The organism is Novosphingobium sp. PY1, assembly GCF_017312445.1.
GTDB lineage: Bacteria > Pseudomonadota > Alphaproteobacteria > Sphingomonadales > Sphingomonadaceae > Novosphingobium.
In genome coordinates this window covers 204660-229525 of record NZ_BLTI01000016.1, presented here as the reverse complement: position 1 = coordinate 229525, position 24866 = coordinate 204660, and the positions used below count along the sequence as shown (strand labels likewise).

The 24866-nt window shown below is 63.5% G+C and carries 22 protein-coding genes; 10 read left to right on the top strand and 12 right to left on the bottom strand.

Annotated elements, in window-relative coordinates; genetic code table 11:
- Positions 1-63 precede the first annotated feature (63 nt).
- Positions 64-930: a carboxylating nicotinate-nucleotide diphosphorylase gene (nadC, locus tag J3474_RS20715; RefSeq protein WP_242528517.1), complete on the bottom strand. Its 867-nt coding sequence runs from the start codon at positions 928-930 to the stop codon at positions 64-66.
- Positions 927-2258, bottom strand: a complete 1332-nt coding sequence (locus J3474_RS20710; protein ID WP_207095442.1) for a Rieske 2Fe-2S domain-containing protein — start codon at positions 2256-2258, stop codon at positions 927-929. Before J3474_RS20710 ends, nadC begins: the two co-directional genes overlap by 4 nt.
- 148 nt (positions 2259-2406) lie before the next feature.
- Between J3474_RS20710 and J3474_RS20705 the strand changes: the two genes are divergently transcribed.
- The 3 genes from J3474_RS20705 to J3474_RS20695 all read left to right on the top strand — a co-directional run bounded on the left by J3474_RS20705 (position 2407) and on the right by J3474_RS20695 (position 5293).
- Positions 2407-3609 (top strand): Gfo/Idh/MocA family protein, encoded by a 1203-nt coding sequence (locus tag J3474_RS20705; RefSeq protein ID WP_308632988.1) that lies wholly within the window; start codon positions 2407-2409, stop codon positions 3607-3609.
- Complete coding sequence (locus J3474_RS20700; RefSeq protein ID WP_207095440.1) at positions 3606-4598, top strand: ABC transporter substrate-binding protein; 993 nt, start codon at positions 3606-3608, stop codon at positions 4596-4598. Before J3474_RS20705 ends, J3474_RS20700 begins: the two co-directional genes overlap by 4 nt.
- A 185-nt stretch (positions 4599-4783) precedes the next feature.
- Positions 4784-5293, top strand: coding sequence for a MarR family winged helix-turn-helix transcriptional regulator (locus J3474_RS20695; protein WP_207095439.1), 510 nt, complete (start codon positions 4784-4786; stop codon positions 5291-5293).
- 17 nt (positions 5294-5310) lie between these two features.
- Here the strand turns inward: J3474_RS20695 and J3474_RS20690 are convergent, their stop codons facing one another.
- Positions 5311-6204 carry a LysR family transcriptional regulator gene (locus J3474_RS20690; protein ID WP_207095438.1) on the bottom strand — a complete coding sequence of 298 codons (894 nt, stop codon included), beginning with the start codon at positions 6202-6204 and terminating at the stop codon, positions 5311-5313.
- 97 nt (positions 6205-6301) lie between these two features.
- Between J3474_RS20690 and J3474_RS20685 the strand changes: the two genes are divergently transcribed.
- Positions 6302-7453, top strand: coding sequence for an isovaleryl-CoA dehydrogenase (locus J3474_RS20685; RefSeq protein ID WP_207095437.1), 1152 nt, complete (start codon positions 6302-6304; stop codon positions 7451-7453).
- A 2-nt stretch (positions 7454-7455) separates the two neighbouring features.
- On the opposite strand, the gene J3474_RS20680 is transcribed toward J3474_RS20685, so the two are convergent.
- Positions 7456-8364 carry a LysR family transcriptional regulator gene (locus tag J3474_RS20680; protein ID WP_207095436.1) on the bottom strand — a complete coding sequence of 303 codons (909 nt, stop codon included), beginning with the start codon at positions 8362-8364 and terminating at the stop codon, positions 7456-7458.
- 73 nt (positions 8365-8437) lie between these two features.
- On the bottom strand, positions 8438-9460 hold the full coding sequence (locus J3474_RS20675; protein ID WP_207095435.1) for a LacI family DNA-binding transcriptional regulator: 1023 nt from the start codon (positions 9458-9460) through the stop codon (positions 8438-8440).
- Positions 9461-9679: 219 nt separating this feature from the next.
- On the opposite strand from J3474_RS20675, the gene J3474_RS20670 reads away from it, so the two are divergent.
- The 5 genes from J3474_RS20670 to J3474_RS20650 all read left to right on the top strand — a co-directional run bounded on the left by J3474_RS20670 (position 9680) and on the right by J3474_RS20650 (position 14443).
- On the top strand, positions 9680-10915 hold the full coding sequence (locus J3474_RS20670; RefSeq protein WP_207095434.1) for an MFS transporter: 1236 nt from the start codon (positions 9680-9682) through the stop codon (positions 10913-10915).
- 4 nt (positions 10916-10919) lie between these two features.
- On the top strand, positions 10920-12068 hold the full coding sequence (locus J3474_RS20665) for a Gfo/Idh/MocA family protein (protein WP_242528514.1): 1149 nt from the start codon (positions 10920-10922) through the stop codon (positions 12066-12068).
- A 19-nt stretch (positions 12069-12087) separates the two neighbouring features.
- On the top strand, positions 12088-13062 hold the full coding sequence (locus J3474_RS20660; protein WP_207095433.1) for a sugar phosphate isomerase/epimerase: 975 nt from the start codon (positions 12088-12090) through the stop codon (positions 13060-13062).
- Positions 13063-13094: 32 nt separating this feature from the next.
- Positions 13095-14144, top strand: coding sequence for a sugar phosphate isomerase/epimerase (locus J3474_RS20655; protein WP_207095432.1), 1050 nt, complete (start codon positions 13095-13097; stop codon positions 14142-14144).
- Between the two features lie 125 nt (positions 14145-14269).
- The gene (locus tag J3474_RS20650; RefSeq protein WP_207095431.1) at positions 14270-14443 is read left to right on the top strand and encodes a hypothetical protein; all 174 of its coding nucleotides are present in this window, start codon (positions 14270-14272) and stop codon (positions 14441-14443) included.
- Positions 14444-14631: 188 nt separating this feature from the next.
- On the opposite strand, the gene J3474_RS20645 is transcribed toward J3474_RS20650, so the two are convergent.
- The 3 genes from J3474_RS20645 to J3474_RS20635 all read right to left on the bottom strand — a co-directional run bounded on the left by J3474_RS20645 (position 14632) and on the right by J3474_RS20635 (position 16866).
- On the bottom strand, positions 14632-14862 hold the full coding sequence (locus J3474_RS20645; RefSeq protein ID WP_207095430.1) for a hypothetical protein: 231 nt from the start codon (positions 14860-14862) through the stop codon (positions 14632-14634).
- Positions 14822-15364 (bottom strand): hypothetical protein, encoded by a 543-nt coding sequence (locus J3474_RS20640; protein WP_207095429.1) that lies wholly within the window; start codon positions 15362-15364, stop codon positions 14822-14824. Before J3474_RS20640 ends, J3474_RS20645 begins: the two co-directional genes overlap by 41 nt.
- 263 nt (positions 15365-15627) lie before the next feature.
- Positions 15628-16866 carry a site-specific integrase gene (locus J3474_RS20635; RefSeq protein WP_207095428.1) on the bottom strand — a complete coding sequence of 413 codons (1239 nt, stop codon included), beginning with the start codon at positions 16864-16866 and terminating at the stop codon, positions 15628-15630.
- 347 nt (positions 16867-17213) lie between these two features.
- Here J3474_RS20635 and J3474_RS20630 point away from each other — a divergent pair, with 347 nt between their 5' ends.
- The gene (locus J3474_RS20630; RefSeq protein WP_207095427.1) at positions 17214-17630 is read left to right on the top strand and encodes a hypothetical protein; all 417 of its coding nucleotides are present in this window, start codon (positions 17214-17216) and stop codon (positions 17628-17630) included.
- Positions 17631-17845: 215 nt separating this feature from the next.
- Here J3474_RS20630 and J3474_RS20625 read toward each other — a convergent pair whose 3' ends face one another.
- The 4 genes from J3474_RS20625 to secA form a co-directional block, all read right to left on the bottom strand.
- Complete coding sequence (locus J3474_RS20625; RefSeq protein WP_207095426.1) at positions 17846-19153, bottom strand: PepSY domain-containing protein; 1308 nt, start codon at positions 19151-19153, stop codon at positions 17846-17848.
- Entirely contained in the window at positions 19150-19725 is a 576-nt protein-coding gene (locus J3474_RS20620; RefSeq protein WP_207095425.1) for a hypothetical protein, read from the bottom strand. Before J3474_RS20620 ends, J3474_RS20625 begins: the two co-directional genes overlap by 4 nt.
- Positions 19726-19727: 2 nt before the next feature.
- Positions 19728-21827: a TonB-dependent siderophore receptor gene (locus tag J3474_RS20615; RefSeq protein WP_207095424.1), complete on the bottom strand. Its 2100-nt coding sequence runs from the start codon at positions 21825-21827 to the stop codon at positions 19728-19730.
- 223 nt (positions 21828-22050) lie between these two features.
- Positions 22051-24789, bottom strand: coding sequence for a preprotein translocase subunit SecA (gene secA, locus J3474_RS20610; RefSeq protein WP_207095423.1), 2739 nt, complete (start codon positions 24787-24789; stop codon positions 22051-22053).
- Positions 24790-24866 lie beyond the last annotated feature (77 nt).

Below are 24866 nucleotides of genomic sequence, written 5' to 3'. Positions count from 1 at the left end.
CATGCTGTCTTGATCCGGCTCGGCACGTCCGGCCGGGGCAAATTTCAATTCAGAGCATCCTTGCTATCCAAGTGCGTAATCCAGGCCGATGTCAGCGGCGGGTGCGCTTTGCGTCAGGCGGCCCACGGAAACATAGTCGACGCCGGTCAGCGCCACGTCCCGGATGGTCTCCAGCGTGATTCCGCCGGATGCCTCGATCGGAACGCGCCCAGCCACGAGGCTGACCGCCTCGCGAAGCTGGGCTGGCCCCATGTTGTCGCAAAGCAGGCGCTCCGCCCCTGCGCTGAGGGCCGGCTCGATCTGATCCACCCGGTCAACCTCGACCTGCAGGCAGAGCCCCGTCGCGGCCTCCTTTGCGGAACGAACGGCACCTTCAATGCCGCCGACCACCGCGACGTGATTGTCCTTGATCAGGATACCGTCATCCAGCCGCATGCGATGGTTCTGCGCCCCGCCCATCCGGGACGCGTACTTTTCGATCACGCGCAGGCCGGGGATGGTCTTGCGGGTATCGAGCAGAGTGCAGCCCGTCCCCTCGATCGCGTCCGCATAGCGCCGGGTAAGGGTGGCGATGCCGGTAAGATGCTGCAGAGTGTTGAGCGCCGATCGCTCCGCCGCCAGCATGGCCCGGCCCGCGCCTTCCAGCCGGAGCACGGGCGCTCCCGCCTCGACGCGGCTACCGTCGTCCGCCAGCCTCTCGATCCTTACATCAGGGTCAGTGCGGCGAAAGAAAGCCTCAGCGAGGGGGATGCCCGCCAGAACCACCGGCTGACGCGTCGCGATGACGGCCTGCAAGCGGGCGCCTTCCGGGATCGTGACCGCACTGGTCACGTCCCCGCCCTCGCCGAGATCCTCGGCAAGGGCGAAGGACACGAACCGGTCAAGCTGATCGGCGGTCAATCCTGCAACAAGATCGCCTTGCCCGTTCACGCAACGACTTCCTGTTCCTCGTCCTGCGCGGTGCCGCCGCTTTCGGTGCGCAGCGCCCTCTCCTCATCGGAGATATTGCGCTCCTTCCAGTCCTCTCCCTTGGGAACCATCCCTTCGAAGGACATGAGCTTGACCTGGGGAACATGCGGCTCGGTGGTTCCGATGGCCGGCTCTCCCTTGGCCACCGCCTGCGCCGCGCGGTACATGACGGTGCGGAATGTGAAGATCGCCTTGTCGCTGGAACCCAGACGGTCCTCGCTGCGGTCCGCAAGGGGGCCCATCGATTCCCACATCGCCATGTCCTGGCAGGGTATCCCGTAGATCCCGGTAAAGTCGCCCGCCTTCATGGCGGCCCGATCCTGAAGGTATTTGTTCTCCAGATTGCGGATCTTCCGGAAGGTTATCGGTTCGACATCCTTGCCGACCTCGGCGCCGCAGAACTTGCGCCACCCGTCCTGGCTTATCCCCTTGGTGGGGTGCCAGGCGATCCAGTAGAACATCGTGTTCACATCATCGATCGGGATCAGCAACTGGCTGAGGTGATACTGGTTGTTCGAAGGAATGTGGACCGTGAACGGCGCCACGAACAGCGTCGATCGGACGTAGTCCTGCTTGTCCGCGTCGACGATCGGCTTGCGGATGGCCGCATAGCGGAAGCCGAAGCTGGTCTTCTCCACCTCGATGCGGGGCGCCTTGTCGGCCGAAGGGCGCAGCCACGCGGTTTCCGTCGCCGTGGAGCCGCTGACATTGGTTGCCGTGGGCATGTTGGTGGAATGCAGGCTGGAACTGTGGGAGGAATCGATCGCCCCCTCCAGGATCTGCGCCCAGTTGCATTCGCCGTGTATCTTCATGATGGCGATCTTGTCATCCGGCGCGACCGACCAGTTGGGCGGATCGAACGGAAGGACATTCGCCGGATCGCCCATCCAGACCCACACGAACCCGCCGGATTCGACCACCGGATAAGCCTTGGTCTTCATCGTCGAACGCAGCTTCGCATCTGCCGGTTCGGACGACATGTCGACGGCATTTCCTTCGACGTCGAACTTCCAGCCGTGATAGAGGCAGCGCAGGCCGCATTCCTCGTTCCGGCCGAAGGCAAGCGACGCGCGGCGATGCGGGCAATGTTCGTCCAGAGCGCCCAGCCGCCCTTCGGTGTCACGAAACACCACCATGTTCTCGCCCAGCAGGCGAACGCGCAGCGGCGTACCGTCCGGCTCCGCCACTTCCTCGATCATGCACGCGGGAATCCAGTGCTGACGCATCAGTTTCCCCATCGGCGCGTCGCCCTCGACGCGGCACAGGATATCGTTTTGTTCGGGTGTCATCCTCGTTCTCGTTCGCTGCTGAAGTTTGCTTGCGGGAGCGCTCGACTCCGTGCTTGCACTTCTATATCGACTCTTCGAACTTACTTCTATATCGAAGTATTATCGCTGACAAGCATGATGAAGAAATTTTGCGGGTTTGAGGGTGTAAATGGCGGAAAACATGGGAATTAGACTGGGAATCATAGGCCTGGGGCGCGGCTTCATGCTCACGCTCCCGGCCCTGCGCGCCCACCCGCGCATCCGCCTGACGGCAGCCTTCGACGTGCGGCAGGAGGCACGCGAACATTTCGCCGCGCAGTTCGCGGCGGCCGCGTTCGATAGCGTCGACGCGCTCCTGGCCTCGGGCGATGTCGATGCTGTCTACATCGCCTCTCCGCACGAATTCCATGCCGAGCAGACCATCGCCGCGCTCCGCGCGGGCAAGCACGTCCTGGTAGAGAAACCCATGGCGACCGGCATCCGGGACTGCATGGCGATGGAGGCCGCCGCGCGCTCTTCCGGCAGGGTGCTTGTGGTCGGCCCGAGCCACGGGTTCGACGCGCCGGTCCAGGCGGCGGCGGACATGGTGCACTCCGGCGAGTTCGGCGCGCTGCGGATGGTGACCGCGCTCAATTTTACCGATTTCATGTTCCGCCCCCGCCGTCCCGAAGAGCTGGACACCGCGCGCGGCGGCGGCGTGGTCTATAGCCAGGCCGCGCATCAGATCGACGTGGTTCGCCGGATCGTCGGGCGCCCGGTCACCTCTATCCGCGCGACAGCGGGCAACTGGGACGATAGCCGGCCCAGCGAAGGCGCCTACAGCGCGTTCATCAGCTTTGCCGACGGCGCCTGCGCCACGCTGACTTACAGCGGCTATGCCCACTATGACAGCGACGAACTTGTCGGCTGGATTTCCGAACTGGGTCATGAAAAGGACCCGGCGGCCTACGGAGACGCGCGGCGGAAACTGGCCGCGCTGTCCCGCGAGGATGAAGAGGCCGCGAAGCTCAGCCGCGCCTATGGAGCGCAGGCGGCCCAGGAAGCGTCTCCACCCGCGCCGCATCACGAGCACTTCGGCTTCGTTCTCGCAAGCTGCGAACGTGCGGACCTCAAGATCACGCCGAAAGGCATTGCCATATACGGCGATACGCAAAGGCGCTTCATCGATATCCCGCCGCCGGCGCTTCCCCGCGCGGAAGTCCTTGCCGAATTCATCGGCGCCATCACCGGCGAGAGGGAACCCATTCACGACGGGCGCTGGGGCCTGGAGACAATGGCCTGCTGCGAGGCCCTGCTCGAATCCAGCAGGCACCGCCGCGAGATTGCCCCGGCATCGATAATCAATCAGACAAAGGAGAAGAACCGACCGTGACCAGACTGAACCTTTCGTTCGCCTGCTGGGGATATGACCGGACCGAGGCGTTGCGCTCGGGCGAAGTGCAGCCCGACGGCATCGACCTCAACTATCAGGTGCTGGACGTCGAGGAGACCTTCTTCAGGATGCTCCGCAACCGCGAGTTCGACGCGGCCGAGATGTCGATGTCCTCCTATTGCGTGACGCTGGGACGCGACAATCCCGATTTCATCGCCATTCCGGTGTTCCCCTCCCGCTTCTTCCGCCATTCGTGCATCTTCGTGTCCGCCAAGAGCGGCATCGAAAAGCCTGAAGATCTGGTCGGCAAGCGGATCGGCGTGCCGGAATATCAGATGACGGCGCCGGTCTGGATCAGAGGCATCCTGCAGGACGAATACGGCGTCGATCCGGCATCGGTCACTTACGTGACGGGCGGAGAGGAGGAGCCGGGGCGCGAGGAAAAGCTGAAGCTGAACCTGCCCGAAAAGTTCAGCGTCCAGCCGATCGGACCCACGCAGACGCTGTCGCGCATGCTGGCGGACGGGGAGATCGACGCCCTGCACGCCGCCCGGGCGCCATCGACGTTCCATACCGAGCCGCACAACGTGCGGCGGCTGTTCGGCAATTTCGTGGAGGTCGAAAGGGCCTATTTCGCGAAGACCGGCATTTTCCCGATCATGCACGTCGTCGCACTGCGCCGCGACATCTACGAGCGGAACCGCTGGATCGCGCAGGCCCTGACCAAGGCCTTCATCGAGGCGCAACGCCGCACCTACGAGGAGCTTGTCATCTCGGCCTCGCTGAAGACGATGCTGCCCTGGCAGATCGCGGCGGTCGAGGATACGATCGCCACGCTCGGCAAGGAATGGTGGCCTTACGGGATCGACCGGAACCGCCACGTTATCGAGACTTTCACTCGCTACCACCACGAGCAGGGGCTTTCCCCCCGCCAGTTGACGGTGGAGGAGATGTTCGCGCCAGAGACGTTTACCGAGTTCCGGATCTAGGAACTGCCAGATCGGAGCCATGAACCGTGGCGGCGCCGGAGTGGTCTCCCCATTCCGGCCGCCGCGCACGGGCGGGCATGGTCCGGGCCACAAGGCTCGACACGTTGCCCGTTGCTGCGTAGCTTGGGCGGTTCATCCGAGGCAAACCGGCGTTTCACGGCGAAACGTTTTGAAAGGAAAGCAACTTGCCCTCAAAACCGCTACCGCTGGACCCGCAGCAAAGCGCCGGATATCAGGTCCGCCGTTGTCACCGGCGTTTCGATCGATTGCTGAACGCCTGCCTTGCACCCCATGGCCTCAAGACCGGCTACTGGTACTATCTTCGCATCCTGTGGATCGAGGACGGCCTGACCCAGCGTGCCCTGAGCCACCGCACCAACGTGACCGAGAACACCACAGCTTCCATCATCAACGCCATGGTGAAGGACGGACTGGTCAAGCGCATGCGCGATGCTCAGGACAAGCGGAAACAGCGCATCGTCCTGACCGACCGCGGAAGAGCGCTTGAGGCGGAACTGATGCACTATGCGGTGGACATCAACCTGCGGGCGCTGGAAGGGATTGATCGCAAGGAAATCGACACCTGCCTGTCAGTTCTGAACCGCATGTCAGAAAATCTGGCCCGCGCCTTCGACGACCCCGATGGCAAGATCTGCGAGAACGACGATACCTGCAATGGGTCCTCCGCGGATTGAAGCGTCGCCCGCCAGCGTCACGAGATAACCACACCGCCACCCTTTCTTGAGGAACCCATCACCGCCCTGATCGCATCGAGCAGTGGCGCCTCCTCACCCGAAAGCCCACTGCCGTTGCCGTGGACGATGCCGATCCGGCGCGTCAGTTCGAAGCCGGCAAGGCGCGGCCGCGCAACATCCGGATCGCGGTAGCCATCGGGCATGACGGTGATGCCGAGCCCGGCGCGCACCAGCGACAATGCCTTGTCGTCGTTCGTCGTGCGGAAGCTGAACCGGGGGCGCACGCCGCGCTCGGTGAAATGGCGGCTGATCTTGCTCAGGGCCTCGCAGTGGCGGCGCACGATCATCGTTTCCTCCGCCAGATCCTCCGCCCGCACCGTATCGGCCGGGGCAAAGCGATGCCAGCGCGGCAGTGCCAGCGAATAGTGCTCCTGGTAGAGCGGCTCCTGCCGCCATTCGCCATCCTCGCGCAGGGTCGTCAGCGCCAGATCGATGCGGCCCCGTCCAAGCCTCACGACCAGATCGCGCTCTCCGCCTTCGACGATCTCTATCTGCCCGCCGTCGTCACGCTGCCGGTGCTCGGCCACCAGCCGTTCGAGCGACGCGGTCGGTATCGTCGAGAGCACGCCCAGGCGCACAAGCCTGGTTTCGCCGGCGCCGATCGCGCTGCGCGCCAGGACGTTGAACTCGTTCTCGATCCGCCGGGCATGTGTCAACAGGCGCGCGCCGGCTTCCGTCAGGTGGACGCGCTGGCTGGTCCGGTGAAAGATCGGCGCGCCGACCAGCGTCTCCAGCTTGGCGATGCCGACCGACAGGGTCGGCTGCGTGACATGAACCCGCGCCGCAGCCTTGGAAAAGCTGCCGGCATTCACGACGGCCAGGAAATAGCGCAGCAGATAGCGTTCGATCATAGATGCTATCTATACCCTGCGCGCAAATCTTTCAATTTCACCTGCAATGCCAAGGCCTGTACATCGGCCGTGAACGATAAATCAGGAATGCCACGCAATGTCCCAACCCAACATGGATTTCGGCCTGGGTGAAACCGCCGATGCCATCCGCGAGACGACCGCACGCTTTGCTGCCGACCGCATTGCCCCCCTGGCCGCGCGGATCGATGCCGAAGACTGGTTCCCGCGCGACCTGTGGCCGGAAATGGGCGAACTTGGCCTGCACGGCATGACCGTGGACGAGGCGGACGGCGGCCTGGGGCTGGGCTATCTGGAACATGTCGTGGCGCAGGAGGAAGTGGCCCGCGCCTCCGCCTCGATCGGCCTGTCATACGGCGCGCATTCCAACTTGTGCGTCAACCAGATCCGCCGCTGGGCCTCGCCCGAGCAGAAGGCCCGGTACCTGCCCGGGCTCATCTCCGGCGAGCACGTCGGCAGCCTTGCCATGTCGGAAGCCGGCGCGGGTTCCGATGTCGTGTCGATGAAGCTCAGGGCGGAAAAGAAGGGCGACAGGTACATCCTCAACGGCACCAAGTTCTGGATCACCAACGCCACTTACGCCGATACGCTGGTCGTCTATGCAAAGACGGGCGAAGGCGCGCGCGGCATCACCACCTTCATCATCGAAAAGGACTTCAAGGGCTTTTCGATCGGGCAGAAGATCGACAAGGTCGGCATGCGCGGCAGCCCGACGGCGGAACTGGTCTTCGACGACTGCGAAGTGCCCGAAGAGAATATCATGGGGCCGCTCAACGGCGGCGTCGGCATCCTGATGTCGGGGCTGGACTATGAACGCACGGTGCTGGCGGGAATCCAGCTCGGCATCATGCAGGCCTGCCTTGACGTGGTGCTGCCTTACGTGCGCGAAAGGAAGCAGTTCGGTCAGCCGATCGGCCACTTCCAGCTCATGCAGGCCAAGATCGCCGACATGTATGTCGCGCTCAATTCGGCGCGCGCCTATGTCTATGCGGTGGCGCGCGCCTGCGGTGCCGGCCAGACTACGCGCTTCGACGCGGCGGGCGCCATCCTGCTGGCTTCGGAAAACGCCGTGAAGGTTTCGCTGGAAGCCGTGCAGGCGCTGGGCGGGGCCGGCTATACCCGGGACTGGCCGGTGGAACGCTTCATGCGCGACGCCAAGCTGCTCGACATCGGCGCGGGCACCAACGAGATCCGGCGGATGCTGATCGGGCGCGAGTTGATCGGCGCCTAAGGTCAGAACCCCAACGGCCTCATCTCGCGAATAAGGTCGACAAGGAGGCGCAGGCCGGCGGGGACCTGGCGCCGGCTGGAGTAATATATCTGCAGCCCGCCCCCCGTCGTGGCCCAGTCATCCAGCGTGGTCCTGAGCACTCCCGAGGCAAGATAGGGTTCGAGCACGGCCCGCGCCCCGTAAGTCAGCCCCACGCCCGACGAAGCCAGTATCACCATGGTGCGCGTTTCGTCGACGATGATCTTGCTTGGCACGGGAACCGCGAACTCTCCCGCCGGGCCGCTGAACTCCCACTGATAGAGCCGGCCATCGCCGAGGCGGATGCCGATGCACCGGTGATCCTGCAGATCGTACGGCGTTTCAGGTTCCCCGTACTGTTCGAAATAGCGCGGTGAACCGGCCACTATCCAGCGGATGTCGGCCGACAGGCGCTGTGCGATCATGTCTTCGGGCACGGTGCCGCCAAAACGGATGCCGGCGTCGAACCCGCCGCCCACGACATCCTCCATGCGATTGGAAGCGACGATTTCGATTTCGATGTCGGGGTAACGCTCCGCGAAGACCGGCAGGACCGGCGCCAGCAGCAAGGCCGCGGCATCGACCAGGACGTTGAGGCGAATTCGCCCTACCGGCGCGTCCCGGTATCGGTTGAGGTCTTCCACCGCCTGGCCGATCGCGCTGAACGGCTCGGTGATCGCGTTGCGCAATTCCTCGCCGGCGGCGGTCAGCGTCACGCTGCGATTGGTCCGGTTCAGCAGGCGAACGCCCAGCCGATCCTCAAGACCCTTGATCGCATGGCTTACGGCAGAGGCGCTGACGCCCAGCTCGATACCGGCCCGGCGGAAACTGCTGTGCCTGGCGATCGCAAGAAAATACGTGAAATCAGCAAGGTCTGATCGACTGATGGACATGACGCCTTATGGCGCCCGTCACGCCACCTTGCAATCGCGCGACTGCGGGCAGGTGGTTTCCGGTCCAGCCCCTTTAACCGGTCCAGCCGGCGCTCCGATCGGACGAGGCGCGGATGATCAGTTGATGATCCAGGATGATCTCGGTGGCGCCCGCATCCTCGGCCCGCAAGGTTCGCATCATCAGCTCCATCGCGGCCTCCCCGATCTCCACCGTCGGCTGGCGGATCGTCGACAGCGGAGGATCGACGAACTCGGCGAACCGGATGTCGTCAAAGCCGACTATGGCGAAATCGCCCGGAACCGAAAGCCCCGCCTCGCGGATGGCCCGCAGCGCGCCGATCGCCATTTCATCGTTCTCGAAGAATATGCCGTCTGCTCGCGGTTCCACCAACAGCAGGTCCGCCATGGCGGAATAGCCCGATTCCACGGTGAAATCGCCCTCAAGCACATAGTCCGGCAGGAACGGCAGCTCCGCCTCGGCCAGGGCACGGCGATAGCCGACGACGCGATCCTGGCTGAGCGTGTTGCCGGCCGGCCCCGAAACGGTGGCGATCCGTCGGCAGCCCTGGTCGATCAGGTGGCGCGTTGCCTCATAAGCGCCCTTCTCGTTGTCGATCGCGACATGGGGGCAGGTAAGGTCCTCGAACCGCTCGCACGCCAGGACAAGCGGCATCGGCAGCCCCGCGCCCTCTTTCATCCGCTCCGTAACTTCACCGGGCAGGAGCGATCCCAGCAGGATCAGGCCATCCGCGACACGGCTTGAAACCATCGCGGCGTAATAGTCCAGCCGTTCCTGCCGCCCCTGGGTTTCGCCCAGCAGGACCCGGAAGCCGTTGTCATGGGCGACATTTTCGACGCCCTGGACGATCCCGGAAAAAAACGTGTTCTGTATCGAGGGGACAATCACGATCACGGTGCCGCTGCGCATCTGGCGCAGGCTGCGGGCCAGCGCGTTGGGGCTGTAGTCGAGTTCGGCGACCGCCTTCCTCACCTTTTCCCGCGTGCCGGACCGAACCTTGTCGGGGTGACTGAACGTCCGCGAAACTGTCGCGACGGACACTCCGGCTCGTCTGGCAATGTCGATTATCGTGGCCATCGCGTATCCCTTGGCTGCAAATCCCCGGAAAGACCAGCACCGAATCCCATCGCATCGTGCCATGACGGGCATCAAAATGTAATGGTTTACATTCATCTCGCACATGCCTATCCCGTGGGCGACGGTCCGCGAATGCCCTGCCTGCACGATTGGTTCGCGGCGTGCAGGCCGGGCAGATAAAACACGGCGGAACAGGACAAAGCGCGAGGGGCGCCTGAAATGAATACGAAGCTGAAACTCTTCATCATGATGGCCATGCAGCTGGCGGTGTGGGGGGCGTGGGCGCCGAAGATCTTTCCCTACATGACCGGCCTTGGCTTCACCCCCGGCCAGCAAGCGCTGGTGGGAAGCAGCTGGGGCATCGCCGCTTTCGCCGGCCTGTTCTTTTCCAACCAGTTCGCCGATCGCAACTTCGCCGCCGAACGGTTCATGGCCTTCAACCACGCGCTGTCCGGCCTTTGCCTGCTGGGCGTCGCCTGGTCCGCCAGCTTCGCCACGTTCTTCGGCTTCTTCCTGGTCTACAGCCTGATCTACGTGCCCACGCTATCAGTCTCCAACGCGCTTGCCTTCGCCAACCTGGCCCAGCCGGCGCGCGATTTCGGCAAGGTGCGGACCGGCGGGACGCTGGGATGGGTGCTGGTCAGCTGGCCGTTCTTCTTCCTGCTGGGCGCGCATGCCACGCTGGAGCAGATCCGGTGGATCTTCCTGGTGGCGGCGATCATCTCGTTCGTGCTCACCGCGTTCTCCCTCACCCTGCCCCACACGCCGCCGCGCAAGCATCAGGGCGTGGACAGCCTGGCGTGGCGCAGCGCATTCCTTCTCCTGCGCCAGCCGTTCGTGGCGGTGCTGTTCGTGGTCACGTTCATCGATTCGGTCATCCACAACGGCTACTTCGTGATGGCCGACGCCTTCCTGACCGATCGGGTCGGGATCGCCGGCAACCTCAGCATGATCGTGCTCAGCCTTGGCCAGATCGCCGAACTGCTGACGATGTTCGTGCTGGGCCGAGTGGTCGCGCGGCTGGGCTGGCGCACCACGCTGATCATCGGCGTGCTGGGGCACGCGGTGCGCTTCGCGGTATTCGCGTTCGCGCCTGACAGCGTGCCCGTGATCATGATCGCGCAGCTGCTGCACGGCATCTGCTATGCGTTCTTCTTCGCCGTCGTCTACATCTTCTTCGACGACGTTTTTCCCGAAGACCTGCGCACCAGCGCGCAGGGGCTGGTCAACCTGCTGGTGCTGGGGATCGGCATGGTGGTCGCCAGTTTCCTGTTCCCGCTGCTGATGACCAAGATCACGCAAACGGTCGCCGGACCGGCCGGCCCGATCAGCGTGGTCGATTATCGCACGCTCTTCATGGTTCCCGTGGGACTTTCGCTGCTCAGCGCGCTGATCCTTGCCTTCGGCTTCCGCCCGCCGTCCCGCGGCCCTGCCCTGCTCCCCATCGGACATTGACATCATGACTACAGACATTCCCGCAGCAAGCACCACAAATCCCGTGCGCATGGCGATGATCGGCGGCGGGCCCGGCGCCTTCATCGGGCCGGTTCACGCCATGGCCGCCCGCCTTGACGGGCGCATCCGGATGGTGGCCGGCGCATTCAGCAGCGACCCGGACCGCTCGCTCTCGGGCGGGCGGGCCCAGGGACTGCCCGACGAGCGCATCTACAGCGACTGGCGCAAGCTGATCGCGGAGGAGGCAAAGCGGCCCGACGGCGCCGAATTCGTCGCCATCGTCACCCCCAACCATCTGCACCAGCCCTTGGCGATCGCGGCACTGGAAGCGGGCCTTCACGTCATTTCCGACAAGCCCGCCGCAAGCAACCTTGCCGAAGCCCTCATGCTCGAAAATGCAGTGGCGCGCACCGGCGGGCACTATGCGCTGACGTATACCTATACCGGCTATCCGATGATCCGGCACGCCCGCGCGCTGGTGGCGCAAGGTGCCATCGGCCGCGTCAGGAAAGTCGCGGTCCAGTATATCCAGGGATGGCTGGCCGAACCGGCCGAGCATGGCGGCAACAAGCAGGCGCACTGGCGCGTCGATCCCAGGCAGGCAGGCGTGGGCGGCTGCATCGGGGACATCGGCGTCCATGCCTTCAACCTCGCGGAGTTCGTCAGCGGCGAGCGGGTGGTCGAAATCATGCCCGACCTGTCCAGCGTGGTGGGGGGACGGACGCTGGATGACGATTGCAACATCCTGATGCGCTTCGCCGGCGGCCAGCCCGGCGTCCTGGTGGCTTCCCAGATCTGCACGGGAGAGCGCAATGACCTGACGCTGAAAGTGCACGGAACGGCGGCAACGCTCTCCTGGAGCCACGAGGATTGCGGCACCCTGCGGATCGATCATGCGGACGGGCGGACGGAAATCCTGCGGGCCGGCCAGGGCGCGGTTCCGGGAACCCGGCTGCCGATCGGCCATCCGGAGGGCTTCATCGAGGCATTCGCCAATATCTACACCGACTTCGCGACGATCGTGCGCGGCGGAGCCGGTGCGGCGGGCGGATTGGTGCCCGGGATAGAGGAAGGCGTGCGCTCCATGCGCTTCGTCGAGCTGGCGGTGACGGCCAGCCGCGCCCGGGACAGCTGGGTCATCCTGGCCGACTGATAGGAAGGGAGTGGAAAACATGGACATGACAAACGGCCTCACGCCGTCCCGCCGGCAGTTCGTGGCGGGAGCCGCATTGGCGTGCATGGCGGCAAGCTGGCCGGCCGCCGCGCGCGCGCGCAGGCCCTTCTTCGGGCGCCACCGCGATCTGGAACTGGGCATCCAGCTCTACCCCCTATCGGCCGAAGTCGAGCGGGACCTGCAGGGCAGCTTCGCCAAGCTGGCAAAGCTGGGCTTCAAGGCGATCGAGACGGCCGGGCTGCACGGCCACACCGCCGCCGAACTGAAGGCCGCCGCCGACGCGAACGGACTTGCGATCCGGGGCATGCACATTCCCGTGCAATGGCACAGATCGCCGCAGGACCACATGCTGACGGAAGACGTCGCGCCGATCATCGCCGATCTGCAAACCGTCGGTGCCAAGAGCGTGGTCATGGCATTGCCGCTGCTGGCCGAAGGCACCGTGCCGGCGCTGGACGACAAGCTGCTGCCAAAGCTGAGGAGCCTTATCGGCGCCTTTACCGAAGCGGACTGGAAGCGGACGGCGGACTTCCTGAACCGGCGGGGAGAGGAATTCCGGAAAGCCGGCATTCGCCTGTCCTACCACAACCACAACTTCGAATTCGCCCCCGTGGACGGCACCACCGGCTGGGACATCCTGCTGCGCGAAACGGACCCGGCGCTGGTGGGTTTTGAGATGGACATTGGCTGGGTGGCCGCCGCCGGCCGCGATCCGGTGGAGGTGCTGGCGCAAGCCAAGGGCCGGGTGCAAATGCTGCACATGAAGGACATCGACCCCCGGACCAAGGCCAATTTCGTCGCCGAGCAGATTTCCGTCCCGCTGGGCAAGGGCATCGTCGATTGGCCGAAACTGCTCGACCTGGCTTATGCCAGCGGCGTGCATGGATATTTCGTCGAACAGGAGCCCCCCTTTGCGAACGGGCCCTTCGCGGCCTTGGCGCAAAGCATGGCCTATCTCCACGTGGTGCGCTGAGCCGGCGCTGACGGATCTTGAGGAGCAGACGCATGAAGACGATCAAGGGGCCGGCGGTTTTCCTGGCACAGTTCCTTTCGGACACCCCCGGACGGAATAGCCTGGACGGCCTGGCATCCTGGGCCGCCGGGCTGGGCTACAAGGGCATCCAGGTGCCCTGCGATCCCAGGCTGATCGATCTGGAAACGGCTGCCGAAAGCGACGGCTATTGCCAGGACCTGCAAGGCCGCCTTGCCGAAGCGGGTGTGGAGATCACCGAACTGTCGACCCACCTGCAGGGCCAGCTCGTGGCGGTGCATCCCGCCTACTCCGCACTGTTCGATGGCTTCGCGGCGCCGCACGTACGGGGCAATGCCGATGCGCGGCAGGCCTGGGCGGTGCAGCAGGTCACCCTGGCCGCGCGCGCCAGCCGCCGCCTGGGCCTTACCGCCCATGCCACCTTCTCGGGCGCCCTCGCCTGGCCCTATTTCTACCCCTGGCCGCAGCGGCCGCAGGGACTGGTGGAAGAAGCCTTCGCCGAACTGGGCAAGCGCTGGAAGCCCTTGCTGGACGCCTTCGCGGAAAACGGCGTGCATTGCGCGTTCGAACTGCACCCGGGCGAGGATCTTCACGACGGCGTGACCTTCGAGCGCTTCCTCGGCGCGGTGAACGATCATCCGGCCGCCGCGATACTCTACGATCCCAGCCATTTCATGCTGCAACAGATGGACTACGTCGGCTTCATCGATGTCTATCATGCGCGGATCAAGGCTTTCCACGTCAAGGATGCGGAATACCGGCCCAGCAGCCGCAGCGGCGTCTACGGCGGATATCAGGGCTGGGTCGAAAGACCCGGGCGGTTCCGCTCGCTGGGCGATGGCCAGGTGGAATTCGGCCGCGTCTTCAGCAAGCTGGCCCAATATGATTTCGATGGCTGGGCAGTGATGGAATGGGAATGCGCGCTGAAGCACCCCGACGACGGCGCCCGCGAAGGCGCCCACTTCATTCGCGACCACATCATCCGCGTCACCCCGCATGCCTTCGACGATTTCGCCGATGCAGGCATCGACCGGGCATCGCTGCGCGGCCTCATGGGCCTGTAGGGCAGGAATTCGTGCCGACCGGCGGCCTCTGACAGCGACACAAATTTTGAATGCGGTCGCGTCCGGCTTCTACCACGGTGCAGTGATCCCGACCTATGAGGACGGTATTCTGGCGGATCTCGGCAATGAACGCCTGCGAGGGCGATGTGGTTCATGGTACCAAGGGCGTGACGCCGTCCGAGGGCTTGCAGAAAAGCCCGGAAGCGAAGGCGACAGTCATGGCCAGGGCCGAGGACCAGCTGCAGAAAGTGCTCGAAAAGTTCGCGCTGGTGCATCCGGTGGGCGGCGCGGCAGGCTGATCATGCGGTGCCCGAACAGGCGCGACGATCTTCCGCACCGCGCGGACCAGTGATGCGCTGGTGCCGTCAGTGCCGACCCCGGCCACATCACGGCCCGGACGGTGCCGACCTTGCTATGCCGCGGGGCGATAGCCGGTTCGCGCCACGCTGGAGAAAGGCAATTGCGCCACGGTCGCGCGCAGTTCCATCTACACGTGCGGCTCTACCAGCGGGCGGTACGGGCCGCCTCGCGGCTCACCCCAGAGGAGCGTGACCTTGCTGCCGACGGCGGCGAATTTCTCATCCACCACGGCCAGCGAGACCAGCGCCTTGTCGGTGTCAAAGAAGGAAACATAGGTGGAGACGCGGCGCTGGTTACCGCCGGCGTCGAGCACCGCGTCATAGGGATAGGCCGCATAGTGCCCGTTGGGCATTTCCATTGCCTTGCCGTTGCGGCCGTCCCCATCTGACTGCGGAACACCGCTGCGGCGTCATCCGGATCGATGACCAGCGACACCTTCCGGAGATAGAGGCGATCCTGGATTCTTTCCAGCGCTTCGCGTCCAACGAAATCGTGATCGAAACGAATTGTCCGGCCGTAGTCCAAATCCCAGGGTGTGAAGAAATAATCCTCGATCTTGTCCGAAACGAAGCTGCCCCCAGTGATGCCATGCCTTCATGGCTCGCGGCGGGCAGCCATTCGCGGTACGGGTGCATGGCCTCTCCGGCATAGAGACAAGGCAGCCACCCCGAATCCACAGCCGCCGTGCCATAGGCGCGCGCGCCGACCAGCCGCAGGCCGTATTTTTGGCCGGCTTCGATGATCGCGTTGCGCACCTCGTCGTACAGAGCGACCGGCCCCCAGAATTCCGGTCCCGGCGCCCCGCCCATGCCGTGGCGCAGCGAACCGAGCCGACGGCCCGCGACCGACAATTCGCCCATCTGAAAGGCTGGTCAATCGCGCTGCCGTTGAGTTCCTCCAGCAGCGCCCAGGCATCGGGATCCTGAACCTGAAACCGGAACGTCCGGCGCGGCAGCGGATTGTCCACCCGGCGCTCGTCACGATCGCAGGTGACGTCGAACTTGCCGAGTGACGCCTGGCACTCGCGCCAGTTGGCCACCGTCGGGCGGCCGACGATGTTCACCAGCGTGTGTCGCTCAGCCCGAAGACGATCATGTCGCCGATCAGAAACTGAGGTCACCATTCATTCAACTGCCCTGGATATCGATGGCGCCACGAAGGTCCCCCATGCATCCATCAGTTGAAATCGTAGCTGACGAAGATCGGATCGTAAGTAGGCTTGTTCGGTTGCGTTGCCGACACTATGCGCCAGCGCCATCTCTGCGACCATTGAGGGCACCCTCGGCATTTTCTCCGCCGCCCAATCACGGAAGGTTGATCGAAATCCATGGACGGTTTCTGGGCGTCCGGCATCGCGTAGCATTTTGCTCAACGCCATATCCGACAGCGGCTTTCGAGAATTTGATGACGGAAACACCAAGGCGTCATTGCCAAAGTGGGTGGCGGCGCGCTCAAGGATTGCAAGCGCAGCCGCATTCAGCGTGACGACATGTGGTTGGCGAGATTTCATCAGTTCAGCAGATCGCGTCCAAGTACGCGCCCGAAGATCGATATCCTGCCAGCTTGCCCATCGCACCTCGCCGCTCCTTGCGGCCGTCAAAATCGTAAAGAGCAAAGCTAATCGCGCCGACGAGTCTTTAGCCTTCAGTTGGTCGCTAACAAATGATGGCAGCGCAGAATACGGCATTGCAGCAAAGTTACGGCCTCGTGGCTGCTTGGGTAGCGCACGCGTAATGTCCAACGGGTCCGGAAGCGGGCTTGAGCGCCATCCGCGCCCTTTGGCAAAACCAAGAACCTGAAGGATACGGACTCGAATTTTCCGGGCCTGCTGAGGCTTCGAAACCCAAATCGGCGCCAATGCACTGACAACATGTTCTGCGCCGATCTCATCGACACGGCGAGCACCGATAATTGGGACAGCATGCTCTTCCAATGAACGCTTGAACGCATCCCCGGTCTTATCCGACCACCCAGACAGAAGAGCCGCATGCGCCTTACCAACTGCTTCCGCGAAAGTCGGAATAACAGGATCCACCTTGTCGCGAAATGCACGTGCATTTCCTCCCTGGCGGACGATCCTGCGCAGCTCCGCAGCCTTGTCGCGAGCTTCAGCTAGCGAGAGGTCATCTATCGAGCCCAACCCAATCTCATGGCGAGTTCCCTTATGCTGAACCCGAAGCACCCAGGACCGAGCACCACTCGGCTTCACCAGCAGCATGAGGCCTTTGCCGTCACTGTGCCGACCAGGCTTAGCATTCTTGGCTTTCAACAGAGTAAGGTTCCCCATGGGAGCCATCCAATTCGTTACCACATTCGTTACCACACAATGATTGAGATCTTTGAAGACGTCAATCACTCCCATGGGACGGAGATTGCACCAACATATTGTTATACAATAATTCTTTTAGACGGCTTGAGAGACGATGAGAACCGCGGAAATCCATAAACGGCTCCTACTCGGGGAGCCAACTTCCTTCCTTCTTCCAAGAAGGAAAAAATCAGCGGTCTTCGGGCCGCTATTTTTTTGCCCGCAGCCCGCAGCCTATTTTCCGACACCACCAGATCGATTCGCCAAATGGGGTCGTCCGGGGCAATTGCCCGGCTGTACCTGGAAGTGCTGCGCCGTGCCCTCCGCCTGGCAAAGGCTTGCCATGGACACGAAGGAGGTTCAGCCTTGCTGTGACCAGACACCTGAAGGGAGCAAGGGCAATGACTGGTGCGCGACTTCGCTTCGTAGGAGCGATGATCCTTCTGGGCGCTACATGGCCTGCTGCCGCACAGGACGCCTTCGAAACGGCCCAGATCCTCTCCGGCCCGGCGCAGCAATCGGGTGCGGGCCGCTCGCTGGGTTCGGCGATTTCGCACAGCATGGACGCAACCGCGCGGGCCATCGAGGGCGGCCGCGCCCGTCCGGCACGGATCGAAACGAGCAACAGGCGGCAGCACAGCTCACGAAACGGCGCAGCAGCCGCGAGCCAGGTTGCCCCTCATCCCGGCGGCGTCGACCCCCTGACCAGCACCGATGCCCCGGCCTACAGGGTAGGCAGCGGCGCGACCATCCGCACGAGTGGCGGGCTGATCGCAACGCCTGGGGACACATGCGTCGAGAACTGCCCGGAACGCTGAATCGCGTACAGGCAGGTCAGGCCAGCGCGCCGGAAGATGGATCTACTGACAGGACACAAAAAAAGCCCGGCGGGGAAGCCGGGCTATTTTTGTGTGGAGATATGGCAAACTGTGGGGTTTGAGCCTGTTCTTCCGCAGCTCTTGAGCGTCATACTTCTTACACGCTGGTTAAGAATTATCAGCCCAACTTGGTTAACAACCCGTTTACGTTTGACTCAGGAAGCTAACTTAGATCTGCTAAATACGTAAAAACACTTATATTTCAATGCAATGAAAGCAACGACAACGATAAGATAAATTATCCAGAAAATGGCCGCGAATGGCGTCTCGTTGCCCCACAACAGCCGCGCAGCAAATGTCGCTGCCACTGCAAGCGGCGCCCCCCAGACAATGCCGTCCCATCCGGCGCGCAGAACCAGCTCATCTTGCCCACGCCTGCGGCGCTTGCCGAGCCAGATATAAGTGCCAGTCGCACAGATTGCGGTAAGCGCCGTTCCGAAGACGAAATAGGCGATCTTGACCCAGAGCCCGCCAAAGTTGCCGAAATGCAGGTCATAAGTCGATGCCGCGGCCTGTTGCCCCAGCGCGCCATCGGACAGGCCCACGCTGCCGGTGAACCGCCCCCGGGCGTCGAAACCGTAATATTCGCCGAAAATGAGCCGCCGCTCTGGCTTGCCAATCAGCCGTACGGCCTGTCCCGCAGTCTGCGGGTCTTCAAGCACGACGTAGTCCACGGCAATGTCCGGTTTCTCGCTGGCCATGTGGCGCAGGGCGCTTGCCACATCGGGCATCGGCGCGGGCGCCTTGTCGGGAGTGGGTTCATCCCCGAAGATGGTGGCGAATACCGCTTCGGCGTCGCCGCCATAGCCGGCGCTGGCGACCGAGAACGCCGTCAGGCTCGCAAGGCCGATCGCCGCACCGGTCAGCGCAATGGCAATAGAGAACGGCAGCGTCCACACGCTCATGCGGTTATGCCAGTCGGCCAGGCCAACCCCGCCCTTGTCCCGCGCACGCAGGCGAAAGGCATCGCGGAAGATGCGCGGGTGCGCCACGACACCGGACAGCGAGAGGGCCAGCATCATCACCCCGAGCGCGCCGACTATGGAAATACCGACAAGGCTGGGCAGGTTGAGTTTGTAATGCAGCGCCACGAGGAAGTCCGTCCACGCGATCTCCTCGGGCTCTGCAAGCGAGCCATCGGGATGGAGATGGCGCGCGCCGTTGTCCGTGGTGATCGTTGCTCGCGGCAGGTCCGCGCTGGGCATGTGCACATAGAGGTGGCTGGTCACCGGCTTGTCCGCCTCTGCGGCCAGCATCGCCTCCACACCGCGCTGGACCGCATCGGGCGCGATCTGCGCCATTTCCGGCGCATCCGGCTGCTCGATCCTCTGCAGTTCTTCTGCAAAGACGCAGATCGTGCCTGTCAGCGAGACGAGATAGAGCAATGCCCCGGCAATCAGGCCGATGGCGGCATGGGCGGAAAGGGCGCGCTTGACCGTGCCCGATTCGATAGCGGCGCTCATGTCATGGCTCCGATCATGTAGGCGGGAACGGCAGCGACCGTGCCGAAGGCAAGCATGACCAGCTGGCGGCGACGGCTGCCGGTCATCATCAGGGCGTAGGCCAGCCCCGTCCAGGCCAGCGGCGTAACGAAGAGGCTGATCGCATTGGCGTTGACCTCCCCTGCCCCCGCCGCAAGCGCCAGCCCGCGCGCCGCCACGGCAAGCCCCAGCGAGGATACCAGCGCCAGGACCGCGACGAAGGCGAAAGTGACGAAGCGCCGGCCGACACGCAGCGCCCCTCCATTCTCGGGCAGCATGCCGACACGCCGGTTCGAGGCCGTCGCCTTGCCGGGCGGCGATGACCAGGCGGCCCATCCCAGGAGGACAAAAGCCAGCGCCATCGCCACGATGATCTCGACAGCAGTCCCCCAGGCACCGGCGCTTGACCAGCCCAGCGCGATGGACAGGGCCAGAGCCCCCCAGGCCGCAAGGTTGAGGCCGTGCGAGCGGGTGCGGCGCGACCATGACCGGCGCAGCATTGCCACGCCAGCCACAGCGAGCGCCGCTCCGAGAGAGAGGAGCGCGTCACCCACCATCAGAAGCGATAGCTCACCGTGCCGAACACGTTGCGCTCTTCACCCATGAAGCAGTCGCCGCGGGCGAGGCAGGAAGAGTAGAAGCTCTTGCCCAGCAGGTTGGTGGCATTGACCCGGAACGACCAGTTCTGCCAGCTAACCTCGGCCAGCGCATCGACCAGCGTGTAGCCCGGCGTGCGAAGGCCATCGGGGAACGCAGGCCCGTAAGAACGCTGGGCCCCGGTGTGGCGAACGCCGCCGCCCAGCAGGAGCGCGACATCCGGCGAGAGCTGGAAGGGCCGCGTCGCCCAGAGCGAGGCGTTGTACTTGGGTACGTTGTCGAGTTGCTGACCGCTTCCGGCTTCTTCGGCCTTGTTGTAGCTGAAGTTGGCCAGGATCTGGAATTCGCCCGGAAGTACGGTGCTGCCTTCGACTTCGATGCCCTTGGAGAAGGACTCGCCAATCTGCAGCATTCCGGTGATCTGGTTTCCGGGATTGTCCGGGTCCTCCACCGCAACCGAAACCGGCCGATTGCGCTCCTTGATGTGGTAGGCGGTAACCGTCACCAACGTCGCCTCGCCCGGGTGGAACTTGACCCCTGCCTCAAACTGCCGGCCGCGCTTGGGCGCATATGCATCGCCATATACATCCGTGCCTGCAATCGGCTCGAAACTCTCGGTAAAGCTGAAGAACGGCGAGACGCCCGGAACCACTTCGCCGATCGCGCCGGCGCGGAAGGAGGTCGCACTTTCGTCGATGGCCTTAACGCCGAAGCTGCGCGAGGTCACCTTGTCCCGGCGGACGCCGAAGACCACTGAAACCCGGTCGGCAAAGCGGACCTGGTCCTGCAGATATAGGCCCAGCTGCTCCTGCCTGGTATCGTCCGACTGTGCCGCGCCCGGAGGCAGACCGCCGCCGAAATCGCTCAGGGCATCGCGGTCGATGTCGTAGATATCGATCGTTTCATAGGCATAGCCGTCTGTCTTGCGGACGCGGTTCCAGCTGTAGTCGACGCCGGCCAGCAGCTTGTGCTCGACTGCGCCCCCGGTGTTGAAATCGAACTGCACATTGTTGTCGCTGGAGAAGATCTCCATGCGTGCCTTCGAACCCGCGGCAATCAGCGTGATCAGCCGCTGATCCTCGTCGAGATAGGGATTGGCCGGGTTCGAATAGCTGTTCGGATAGTGCGAGAAATAGGTCAGGTCGCTATCGATGTAGCGCGCCTTGAGATTGATCTTCGCGTTGTCGCTGAAGCGGTGGCCGAGCATCGCCGTGCCCTGCAGCAGGCGGCCGTCATAGCGGTCCCATCCCGGCTTGCCGACAAACAGGCTATTCTTCAGCTGGCCGTTCGGATTGGGCAGGATCGTGCCGACCAGCGGCAGGAACTGCGAAGTCGTTCCACCGTCGTCCTCCTGGTAGAGCCCGATAAGCGTCAGGTCGGTGCGCGCGTCCGGGCTCCAGGTCAGCGACGGCGAGATCATGACCCGGTCATCGGGAACGTGGTCCGTCTGTGTGCCGGAATCGCGGACGCGAGCGACCACTCGCCCGGCGAGCGTCGACGAGATCGGCCCGGTCAGGTCGGCCAGCATCTCCTTGCGATCGTGCGAACCGTAAAGCAGTGAGACTTCCCCGGCGCTCTCGAACTGGGGCTTCTTCGATGCCAGGTTGATGATTCCGCCGAGCGAACCCTGGCCGAAGAGCACCGAGGCCGGGCCGCGGATCACCTGGACCGACGAGAAGTTGTAGGGATCGGCGCGGATGCTGGCGTAGTAGCTGTAGACGTCGCGCATGCCGTCGCGGAACTGCAGCGCATTGATGCCGCGCACGAAGCCGCCGTCGACACGGCTGTCCGGACCATAGGGATTGGACTGGACGCCTGCGACGTAGCGCAGTGTATCGCTGACCGAAATCGCGCCTTGCGCGGTGTACAGGTCTTCCGGGATGACCGTGACCGGCTGGGGCGTTTCGATTGCCGGCGTATCGGTCTTCAGGGTCAGGCCGCTGCTTTCGCGCTCACCTGTGACAATGATGTCGCTGCGAACGTCTGCAGCTTCCTCTGCCATAGCCGGCAGCGACACCAATGCCGTGCAGCAAACGGCCATAATCCGGATCGTCTTCATGAAATCCCCTGTTGACTGGACGGCGCCCAGTTAACGCGAGTCATTCTCATTAGCAAGTCAGGCTTTGTAATTTATCGTTTCACATCAATGACAATCGCTTGCATCGTGCAGGAACAGCGCCTTTGCAGACACAAAAAAGAGCCCCGGAGGATCGCTCCGGGGCTCTCGTTTCATCTGCTGCGCCGGCCCGCACCCCGATCAGGGAGCCCGGCGGCCTGAAGCGTCAGACAAGCGCGCCGTGACAGTGCTTGTACTTGTTCCCCGAACCGCAGGGGCAAGGCGCATTGCGGCTGATCTGCAGATCCGCATAGGGATTCTCGGCAGTGCCGCCCGGGCTTGCCGTCGCCTGCGGGCTGCCCGCAAGCGAACCGAACAGCGCCGCACGTTCGGCCGAACCGTCGCCGTCGTTGGAATTCTCGAGACCTGTGAGCGGATCGATGTGACCGGTCAGGAAGTCGGGCAGTTCGGGCAGCTGGGCCGGCTCGGGAATGCGCAGTTCGCTGACCGACAGAATGCGGGTCACGTCCTCGCGGATCGTATCGAGCATGTGCTCGAACAGGCCGAAGGCTTCCTGCTTGTACTCGTTGATCGGCGTCTTCTGCGCATAGGCGCGCAGGAACACGACCTGACGCAGCGCGTCGAGAGTGGCGAGATGGTCCTTCCAGTGATGATCGATGCGGTCGAGCAGGATGGACTTTTCCACCTGGCGCCAGATCGCCGGATCGTCGCTGGCCATTTTCGCGCTCATGTGCGCACCAGCCAGCTCGGCCAGGCGTTCCTCGACGATTTCCGGCTCGATGCCGTCTTCGTCGATCCAGGCGTCGATCGGGGCATCGACCCCGAGAATGTCCTTCGCCTTTTCCTTGAGGCCATCGACATCCCAGTGCTCAGGGTACGACCCTTGCGGGCAGGCATCGGCAACAAGCGAGTTGACCGTGTCGTTGCGCATGTCGACCACAACGTCGTCGACCGTCTCGGCGTCCATGATGTCCGAGCGCTGCTCGTAGATCACCTTGCGCTGGTCGTTCATCACGTCGTCGTATTCGACGACCTGCTTGCGCACTTCGTAGTTGCGCGCCTCGACTTTCTTCTGCGCCGTCTCGATAGCCTTGGACAGCCACTTCGAGCCGATCGCCTCGCCGTCGGCAAGGTTGCTGTTCATCATCTTGGCGAAGAGCGTGTCCGGACCGAAGATGCGCAGCAGGTCGTCCTCGAGGCAGAGGTAGAACTTCGAAAGGCCCGGGTCGCCCTGACGGCCCGAACGGCCGCGCAGCTGGTTGTCGATGCGCCGGCTCTCGTGGCGCTCGGTGCCGATGACGCACAGGCCGCCAGCAGCGATGACGCGGCCCTTCTCGTCGCTGACTTCCATCTTGATCCGCGCAATCGCAGCTTCGCGCTCGGGACCTTCGGGAATTTCGGAGAGCTCGTCGTCGATGCGGAACTCGTAGTTGCCGCCAAGCTGGATGTCGGTGCCGCGACCGGCCATGTTGGTGGCAATGGTCACCGCGCCATAGCGACCGGCCTGGGCAACGATATGCGCTTCCATCTCATGGAAGCGCGCATTGAGGACCGAGTGCTTGACGCCTTCCTTGTTGAGGAAGTCCGAAAGCAGTTCCGACTTTTCGATCGAAACGGTACCGACGAGGACCGGCTGGCCCTTCTCGTTCTTCTCGCGGATCAGCTTGGCGATGGCGGCAAACTTGTCGAGCGTGTTCTTGTAGAACTCGTCTTCCTCGTCGACGCGCGCGACCGGCAGGTTGGTCGGGATGGTGACCACGTTCATCTTGTAGATGTCGTAGAATTCCGCCGCCTCGGTCGCGGCAGTGCCGGTCATGCCCGAAAGCTTGGGATACATGCGGAAATAGTTCTGGAAGGTGATCGAGGCGAGAGTCTGGTTCTCCGGCTCGATCTTGACGCCTTCCTTGGCCTCGACCGCCTGGTGCAGGCCGTTCGACCAGCGCCGGCCGTCCATCATGCGGCCGGTGAACTCGTCGATGATGACGACCTTGTTGTCCTTGACGATGTAGTCGGTGTCGCGCTTGAACATGACCACGGCCTTGAGAGCCTGGTCGAGGTGGTGAACCACCTGCGTGTTCTCGACGTCGTAGAGGTTCGACCCCACCAGCAGACCGGCATCCTCGAGCATGCGCTCGGCCTTCTCGACACCGTCCTCGGTGAGGGTGATGTTCTTGGTCTTCTCGTCGGTCTCGTAGTCTTCCGCGTCGAGCTGCTTCACGATCGCGTCGACCGAGATGTACAGCTCCGACTTGTCGTCGGTGGGACCCGAGATGATGAGCGGCGTACGCGCCTCGTCGATCAGGATCGAGTCGACTTCGTCGACGATGGCGAAGTTGAAGGGCCGCTGCACCATCTGGCTGCGCTCATGCTTCATGTTGTCGCGCAGGTAGTCGAAGCCGAACTCGTTGTTCGTGCCGTAGGTGATGTCGGCAGCGTAGGCCTCGCGGCGCTCGAACTCGTTGAGGTTGGGCACGATCACGCCGACGGTCAGGCCGAGGAAATTGTGCAGCTGCCCCATCATTTCCGCGTCGCGGCGGGCGAGGTAGTCGTTCACCGTGACGATGTGAACACCCTTGCCTTCCAGCGCGTTGAGATAGGTCGCGGTCGTCGCGACAAGGGTCTTGCCCTCGCCCGTGCGCATCTCGGCGATCTCACCGCGATGCAGGACGATGCCGCCGATCATCTGGACGTCGAAGTGGCGCATGCCGAACACGCGCTTCGAGGCCTCACGCACGGTGGCGAAAGCTTCGGGCAGGATATCGTCGAGCGTCGCCCCGGCCGCCAGCATTTCGCGGAACTTGGGCGTCTGCGCAGCGAGTTCCTCGTCGGTGCAGGCTTCCAGCGTCGGCTCGTAGCCGTTGATCTGCTGGACGATCTTTTCGAGTGACTTGACGTAGCGTTCGTTGGACGAACCGAAAATCGATTTGACGAGTGCGCCGAGCATGGCGGGAATCCCTGTTTTACATGAATGCGTATGGTCTGAAGGCGCGCCCGCGATCATGGCAGGCACGACAGAATATC

Excerpts from the sequence above, each read along its gene's own strand:
- J3474_RS20710 (WP_207095442.1), bottom strand. The coding sequence starts at position 2,258 with ATGACACCCGAACAAAACGATATCCTGTGCCGCGTCGAGGGCGACGCG.
- J3474_RS20705 (WP_308632988.1), top strand. The coding sequence starts at position 2,407 with ATGGCGGAAAACATGGGAATTAGACTGGGAATCATAGGCCTGGGGCGC.
- J3474_RS20690 (WP_207095438.1), bottom strand. The coding sequence starts at position 6,204 with ATGATCGAACGCTATCTGCTGCGCTATTTCCTGGCCGTCGTGAATGCC.
- J3474_RS20685 (WP_207095437.1), top strand. The coding sequence starts at position 6,302 with ATGTCCCAACCCAACATGGATTTCGGCCTGGGTGAAACCGCCGATGCC.
- J3474_RS20680 (WP_207095436.1), bottom strand. The coding sequence starts at position 8,364 with ATGTCCATCAGTCGATCAGACCTTGCTGATTTCACGTATTTTCTTGCG.
- J3474_RS20675 (WP_207095435.1), bottom strand. The coding sequence starts at position 9,460 with ATGGCCACGATAATCGACATTGCCAGACGAGCCGGAGTGTCCGTCGCG.
- J3474_RS20670 (WP_207095434.1), top strand. The coding sequence starts at position 9,680 with ATGAATACGAAGCTGAAACTCTTCATCATGATGGCCATGCAGCTGGCG.
- J3474_RS20665 (WP_242528514.1), top strand. The coding sequence starts at position 10,920 with ATGACTACAGACATTCCCGCAGCAAGCACCACAAATCCCGTGCGCATG.
- J3474_RS20660 (WP_207095433.1), top strand. The coding sequence starts at position 12,088 with ATGGACATGACAAACGGCCTCACGCCGTCCCGCCGGCAGTTCGTGGCG.
- J3474_RS20655 (WP_207095432.1), top strand. The coding sequence starts at position 13,095 with ATGAAGACGATCAAGGGGCCGGCGGTTTTCCTGGCACAGTTCCTTTCG.
- J3474_RS20650 (WP_207095431.1), top strand. The coding sequence starts at position 14,270 with ATGAACGCCTGCGAGGGCGATGTGGTTCATGGTACCAAGGGCGTGACG.
- J3474_RS20645 (WP_207095430.1), bottom strand. The coding sequence starts at position 14,862 with ATGGAAATGCCCAACGGGCACTATGCGGCCTATCCCTATGACGCGGTG.
- J3474_RS20640 (WP_207095429.1), bottom strand. The coding sequence starts at position 15,364 with ATGGGCGAATTGTCGGTCGCGGGCCGTCGGCTCGGTTCGCTGCGCCAC.
- J3474_RS20635 (WP_207095428.1), bottom strand. The coding sequence starts at position 16,866 with ATGGGAGTGATTGACGTCTTCAAAGATCTCAATCATTGTGTGGTAACG.
- J3474_RS20630 (WP_207095427.1), top strand. The coding sequence starts at position 17,214 with ATGACTGGTGCGCGACTTCGCTTCGTAGGAGCGATGATCCTTCTGGGC.
- J3474_RS20625 (WP_207095426.1), bottom strand. The coding sequence starts at position 19,153 with ATGAGCGCCGCTATCGAATCGGGCACGGTCAAGCGCGCCCTTTCCGCC.
- J3474_RS20615 (WP_207095424.1), bottom strand. The coding sequence starts at position 21,827 with ATGAAGACGATCCGGATTATGGCCGTTTGCTGCACGGCATTGGTGTCG.
- secA (WP_207095423.1), bottom strand. The coding sequence starts at position 24,789 with ATGCTCGGCGCACTCGTCAAATCGATTTTCGGTTCGTCCAACGAACGC.